The 6,000-nt window shown below is 42.6% G+C and carries 3 protein-coding genes and 2 pseudogenes; 3 read left to right on the top strand and 2 right to left on the bottom strand.

From position 1 onward, the window contains the following. Positions 1 to 317: pseudogene (locus TU86_RS18245) on the top strand (hypothetical protein); the annotation flags it as partial. Between the two features lie 522 nt (positions 318 to 839). Then, a complete protein-coding gene (locus TU86_RS18240) occupies positions 840 to 2,678 on the top strand; it encodes a coiled-coil domain-containing protein (RefSeq protein WP_048365706.1) in 1,839 nt (612 codons plus the stop codon). A 58-nt stretch (positions 2,679 to 2,736) separates the two neighbouring features. On the opposite strand, the gene TU86_RS23755 is transcribed toward TU86_RS18240, so the two are convergent. Continuing rightward, positions 2,737 to 3,549 carry a methyl-accepting chemotaxis protein gene (locus TU86_RS23755; protein ID WP_420876386.1) on the bottom strand — a complete coding sequence of 271 codons (813 nt, stop codon included), beginning with the start codon at positions 3,547 to 3,549 and terminating at the stop codon, positions 2,737 to 2,739. A gap of 45 nt (positions 3,550 to 3,594) precedes the next feature. Next, a pseudogene (locus tag TU86_RS23750) lies at positions 3,595 to 4,350 on the bottom strand (MCP four helix bundle domain-containing protein); the annotation flags it as partial. A gap of 456 nt (positions 4,351 to 4,806) precedes the next feature. On the opposite strand from TU86_RS23750, the gene TU86_RS18230 reads away from it, so the two are divergent. Further along, entirely contained in the window at positions 4,807 to 5,721 is a 915-nt protein-coding gene (locus TU86_RS18230) for a replication initiation protein (protein ID WP_048365704.1), read from the top strand. The last annotated feature ends 279 nt before the right edge of the window (positions 5,722 to 6,000 follow it).

Below are 6,000 nucleotides of genomic sequence, written 5' to 3'. Positions count from 1 at the left end.
GGATCACCGTGTTAGAAAGCGAGATCCAAAAACTTGAAGGCACGTTAGCAATCGAAGCGGAAACGCTCGAAATCACCACCTACGAAGACATAATAGCCCTATACGAAACAGAAGAAGGCCGATTGAAACTCAACACATTTTTCATCACCAGAGGAATCACCTTCGACGTTAAAATTGACAAAGAAACAAACCTCGTCGGCATGGACATTCGTATAAAAGGTGAAAAAGACTTTAATCTTTATACCCATCAATTTTTCAAACAAAAAGCTCCACTAACGCCATTTGGAATACCAGACCTTTCCCACATCATAAAATAAAATTAAGCCCCTCTAATAAACCGAAAATTGGAGGGGTTACACATTAACAATCCAAGGCGTTACACGTTAAAAACCAGAGCAAAAACAAAAGGCACCACGCTCTTAATCACCAGAATAGCTTTTGACTTTCTTCAAAAAAAACTTTTTTAAAAAAATCTCTCGCATAATGCACTCCCCCGCACACGCCTCATGTATACGCACGCACCCACACACGTCTTTAGTTATCTATATATAGATATCATATACACTAGATAACTATAATAAAGATTACTACACCGCACGCACATACCCAACCAACACCACTATACAAAACCACCCACACCATCATGCTTGATATACATTTTTTATGTGGTTCAATATATGCATATGGTTCAAGTTTTCAAAGAAGCCCTTAGAAACATACCTGCTATGTTAACCATCCCACTTTTGCTACGCAAAAGATGTGACGGTTAACGCAGGTGCCTAGTCGGCAGGACAGAAGCAAAAGCCAAGAGCAAAGACCAACCCACTACTGAGGATGTAATGAATGACACCAACCTGCAAACAATCACGCTAACAAAAAGAGATAGGAACTACTCCAACCTGAAGGGGTTAGATAGTTCGTTAAGACACTCGCTCAGGCTCGATCAAAATGAGTATGACGACTTTGAATTCAATCCCAATCCAGACCACCCGAGTGTCGCCATTGTAGGTGGTCTTGAACAGATATTAACAAGGGAATTGGCAGAGCAATTACTGGCCGATTTCAACGACCAACTACAAACCAAGCTCATAGCGACAGAAGCGACTGACGAGATAGCAGCAGAAAAAGAAAAGCTGAGAAAACTCAAATCTAAACTGGTCAAATTCATAAACGCAACCGAACCAACCGAGATAAAAGAACATGTCACATCTGTAATGGAGGGGGAAAGGACGTTGGTAATCGAGGACTACGCCACCCTATTAAATCAACACAAGATTAGCCGCGTAGCCCAGAGGATCGACCTTTTAGAGAACTACACCACCAAGAAGCAGGAGATCGAGCAGAACGCACCAGATAGAGCCGTATCAAGGACGGTTAACAGGGTCAAGGAGATCATCCTTGTGATCCCCGAACCCAATAAATTGGCAATCACAAAGGGATACACAGACCTTTTGCAGAAAGCCATGCACCAGTTCTATCAAAAGAATTTCCCCAACAACAAGATGCTTTTTTCATTCAGCCACTTGGACGAGACAACCAACCACGTTCACGCCTTCCTTGACCTTCAAAACACAAAGACCGGAAAATATGATTTTTCAGCCCAAGAATTTGAATTCGCATCACAATACTACGCGAAGAATAAAGCTCACCTTGATAATATATCCGAACCGCCAACATTAGAAGACTTCAAACTTCCCAACCGTAGCGAAGAAAAGCAAAACCATAGGTTTATCCGAGAACGCGAGTCATGGAAGTCAAAAGTAATGCAGGCGGCCTTTTACGAGCACTTTAACAGCTTAGCCGCTCCATATGGCTTACAAGCCAAATTCCTACCTAAAACCAAGGATAACAAAGAATTCCTAAGCAAGATTGAGCAGGAGGCCAAGAAGCCCAAGAGCGAGCGAAGCCATAACTATTACACCAGACAAGTAGAGAAACTTGAGCAGGAGCTTACACAGAAGAAAGAAGAGCTGACCGAGCAAAAAACGAATGTCGTCACGCTTAACACCACGATAAGCGAGCTTCAAAATACTGTTTCAACATACAAGAATAAAATCCAAAACTTAGAGATGCACGCCACAGAGCAGCAAAAAGAAAATGCGAAGCTCGACCACCATAGGCAAATACTGTCCGAGGACATAACCGAGAAGACGAACAAAACCGAACAGCTAAAGATAAATTTCAAATCCACCAAAGAAAAAATGACCAAAGAACTACGCGAGCTAAGGAAGAAAATAGAAGAGGATACCGAAAGAAAATCAGTATTAGAAAAAGCGATTAAGGTCTACGAGGAAGAGCTTGAACCATTAATCAAAAAATTTGACATTCTGGTTGATCGAATACTTGAAGCCAAAAGGCTTGATGAAAATCCAGAGCAATTCTATAAGAGATTAAGAGAAAACACATATAAAATGGCAAGCCGCTTGGGTTCAGAGAAACGAAAGGATTACCTATTTAACGTTGGGGAACAACTAAAAGAACAAGGATTAGACCATGCCAAAGTGGAGTTAGGATTTACAGATAAAGTGAAACTTTTGGCATCCGACACGTTCACAAGAAAACAAGTTATTGAGTTTGACAAGGAGGAAGCCCTGCAGGCGAAAGAAGCCAGAAAGAGAAGACTGCTAAAACTCAAGCCACCAAGCCCATTTCAAGACCCTTATGACCCATATAGCTAACTCATAAAAAAAGCCCCTAAAAGGGGCTTATAAATAATTTGCGAGCGTCATCTTGCTTTTAAAGCCTAAATTTTGAAACCATAGAATGCAAATCTACCGCAAGACGCGAAAGCTCTTGACTAGCCGCATTGGTTTGGTTAGCCCCCGCAGACGTTTGCATTGACAAATCCCTAATATTAACCAAATTTCTGTCAACTTCACGGGCAACCTGTGCCTGCTCTTCCGAAGCACTGGCAATAACCAAGTTTTTCTGGTTGATTGAGGTAATTGCTTCACTAATTACCTCAAGAGCATCATTAGCTTCCCGAGCAACCACTAACGTGCCATTAGCACGGTCTTGGCTCTCATTCATAGCATCAACTGCACGGCCTGTACCTGATTGAATACCTTCAATCATTTGTTCTATTTCAGCTGTCGATTGTTGGGTTCTATGAGCCAACGCACGTACCTCATCCGCTACAACAGCAAAGCCACGACCAGCATCGCCAGCCCTAGCAGCTTCGATGGCAGCATTAAGTGCCAGCAAATTTGTTTGCTCAGCAATTGAGCGAATTACTACCAGTACTTGACTAATTTCACCGGCACTCTGTGCCAAAATTTTAACTTCAGACGAAGTATCAGAGATATTACCAACGAGTTTATTAATGGACTCCAAAGCCTGACTAACCTTTTCACGGCCTTGATAGGTGCTTTTATCAGCAGCTTTAGAATCATCGGCAGTATTTACAGCGTTACGAGCCACTTCCTCAACCGCCGCTGTCATCTCATTTACCGCTGTAGCGGCTTGGTCGATTTCTGCACTTTGCTGGTTGAGTCCTCGATTAGTATCCTCCGTCACCGCATGTAACTCTTCAGAAGCAGAAGCCAGCATATGTGATGATTCGGAGATTCTTTCAATCGTATCATGCAAGCTAATCTGCATTTTTTTCAATGCAATTAGCAGGTGTGCAGGCTCGTCAGAACCATTTATCTTGATTCGTTGAGTTAAATCACCATCGGCAATTCTATCTGCAACTACCACCGCTTCAGCCAAAGGAGAAACGATACTCCGAGTAAGAACCACCGCGATTACAATCATCAGTATCAAAATAATAATCAACGCGACAACAATCATGAAAACAGCAGCATTAAATACTTTATTTGTTTGATCAGCAGCATGAACAGCACCTTTCTCATTAAACTTAATCAACTGATTTAAAAAAACCATCATTTGATCAGCATTATCAGCCAAAGGTCCATTTGCCATCTTAATTTCGTCAGCCCTTTCAGGTGAAGACAAAACTCCTTCTAAAATCTGACGCTGAACAGAAAGGTACTTTTCGTATGAGGTTTTAAATTTCTCGAAAATCTGACGATCCTCAGAGTCATCTATTTCCTTTTCATAACCTTTCAAGCTCATAGCAACATCTTGGTTTATACTTCTAACCAGATCAACGGTAGTATTTAGTTCGGATTTCTCCTCCAAAATCAACGTTCGTAAAGTCAGTGCTCTGGCTCGCCCTAAACTACTCCCAACCACTCCCACAGCCTCGACTGCTGGCAACCACTCATTACGAATTTCGGCAGCTGCATCGTCCATTTGGTGTGCTTGGAATAAAGCGATCCCTCCCATAACCAAAACGAGTAATGCGATAATTGTGAACCCAATACCGGCTCGACTACCAATGTTCATACTTCTAATATTCATCGACCGCTCCTAAACCCAGACGTAATAAATCAATACTTGCTGTATCGGCAAAAAAAATAATTTCTTGAATGAAAAAACTCATATCCTTCAGTCTAATTGATAGGCAGCATTGATTTTCAACACAAACCACAGTACAAACTCACCACTTACAGGCGGTAGTGTAATTTCCATTTCCCTTTGCCTGCATCGTGCAGGCTTTTTTATGCCAATAAAAAACCCGCGACTAAGCGGGTTTTTTACCATCTAAGTTTGACAAACTTCGAAAGTGTGGCAACTTGAAAGGAGCAGAAAAAGAAAACCACCCGGCAAGGTGGCTAAGGATACTACAATAAAATTTTAAAAAACTTTAATCAACACACTCATTTAATCATCAAAAAGTTTATTGTCAAGTCATCTTCCAAGGTTTTCTTTTTCTAAACAACCAATTAGAAGAGGAAAACAATGGGATGTATAAAACTATTTGAGGACTACTTACCAAAGAGACCTTATCACACCGATGATTTAATCAGCGGCTTAAAAATCAACAAAAAAGAAAAAGCTAAACTTGCAAGACTAGTTCAGCCCAATGGGCCTACACATAGATATTGGATGGTTTTTGACCTCGATAAATCTAATGCAGGGATGCACTGGGATGACGTGGGAGCACCAGCCCCAAACCTAATAGCTCGAAATCCGGCCAATGGGCACGCTCATTTGCTTTACCTCCTACAAACACCTGTCCGAACCGCAATCGACGGCAAAACCGCCGCTTTACGATACGCTGCAGCCGTTGAGGCAGGCTTGCGTAGTCGTCTGGGAGCCGACAGAGGCTATTCCGGGTTGATCTGCAAGAACCCGATCAATTCCCACTGGATCGTCCACCAATGGCAGGCCGATCCATACACGTTGGACGACTTGGCCGACTACATCGACCTAACCCCTGAAAAGGCCAAAGAAAAGCCCATAGAGGATTATGGCTTGGGTCGTAACTGTATGCTTTTTGACCAATTAAGAGCGTGGGCATACAAGGCGATTCGTCAGGGTTGGCCGACCTATGAACAATGGCTAAACGCTTGCCTAGACCGTGCCACCGGCTACAACGTTAATTTTACTACGCCGTTGGACATTTCCGAAGTAAAGCACACGGCCAAAAGCGTGGCGAAGTGGACGCATAGAAACTTTAACCGGGGCACCTTTGACGATTATGTCGCAAGAACCCATACAAGCGAGATACAGGCTTTCAGGGGTAAACAGAAGGGCAAGACCAAGAGAGAACGAGGTATTATCTTACTTGAAGCAGGAGCAACCATTAAGGAAGTCATGAAGGAGTTAAATGTAAGCCGTAGAACTGTATTTTATTGGAGAAAGCAACCCTAGCATTATAATTAGTGCAAAAGCCTATATCAGATAATAGCACCCGGTGAGGGTGTTTCTTCTTCCTTTCCCGCCCATCCCCTCCCTTTCCTCCCCGTATCCCCCACATATACATACACCGCCCCACCGATATCGATATAACGCACGGAATTGGTCAAAATCGGCATTCTTCCACTCCGTTGATATAACGACACCAAGCCACACCACTACACGCCTAAAATAGCCAAATGCGTTATACCTCGCAGCATTATGGGTAGTGTAAAAAGCCTATATCAAAAACAG

Source organism: Pseudomonas weihenstephanensis (assembly GCF_001043055.1).
In the GTDB taxonomy this organism is placed as follows: domain Bacteria; phylum Pseudomonadota; class Gammaproteobacteria; order Pseudomonadales; family Pseudomonadaceae; genus Aquipseudomonas; species Aquipseudomonas weihenstephanensis.
This window is presented reverse-complemented; position numbering and strand designations above follow the sequence as displayed.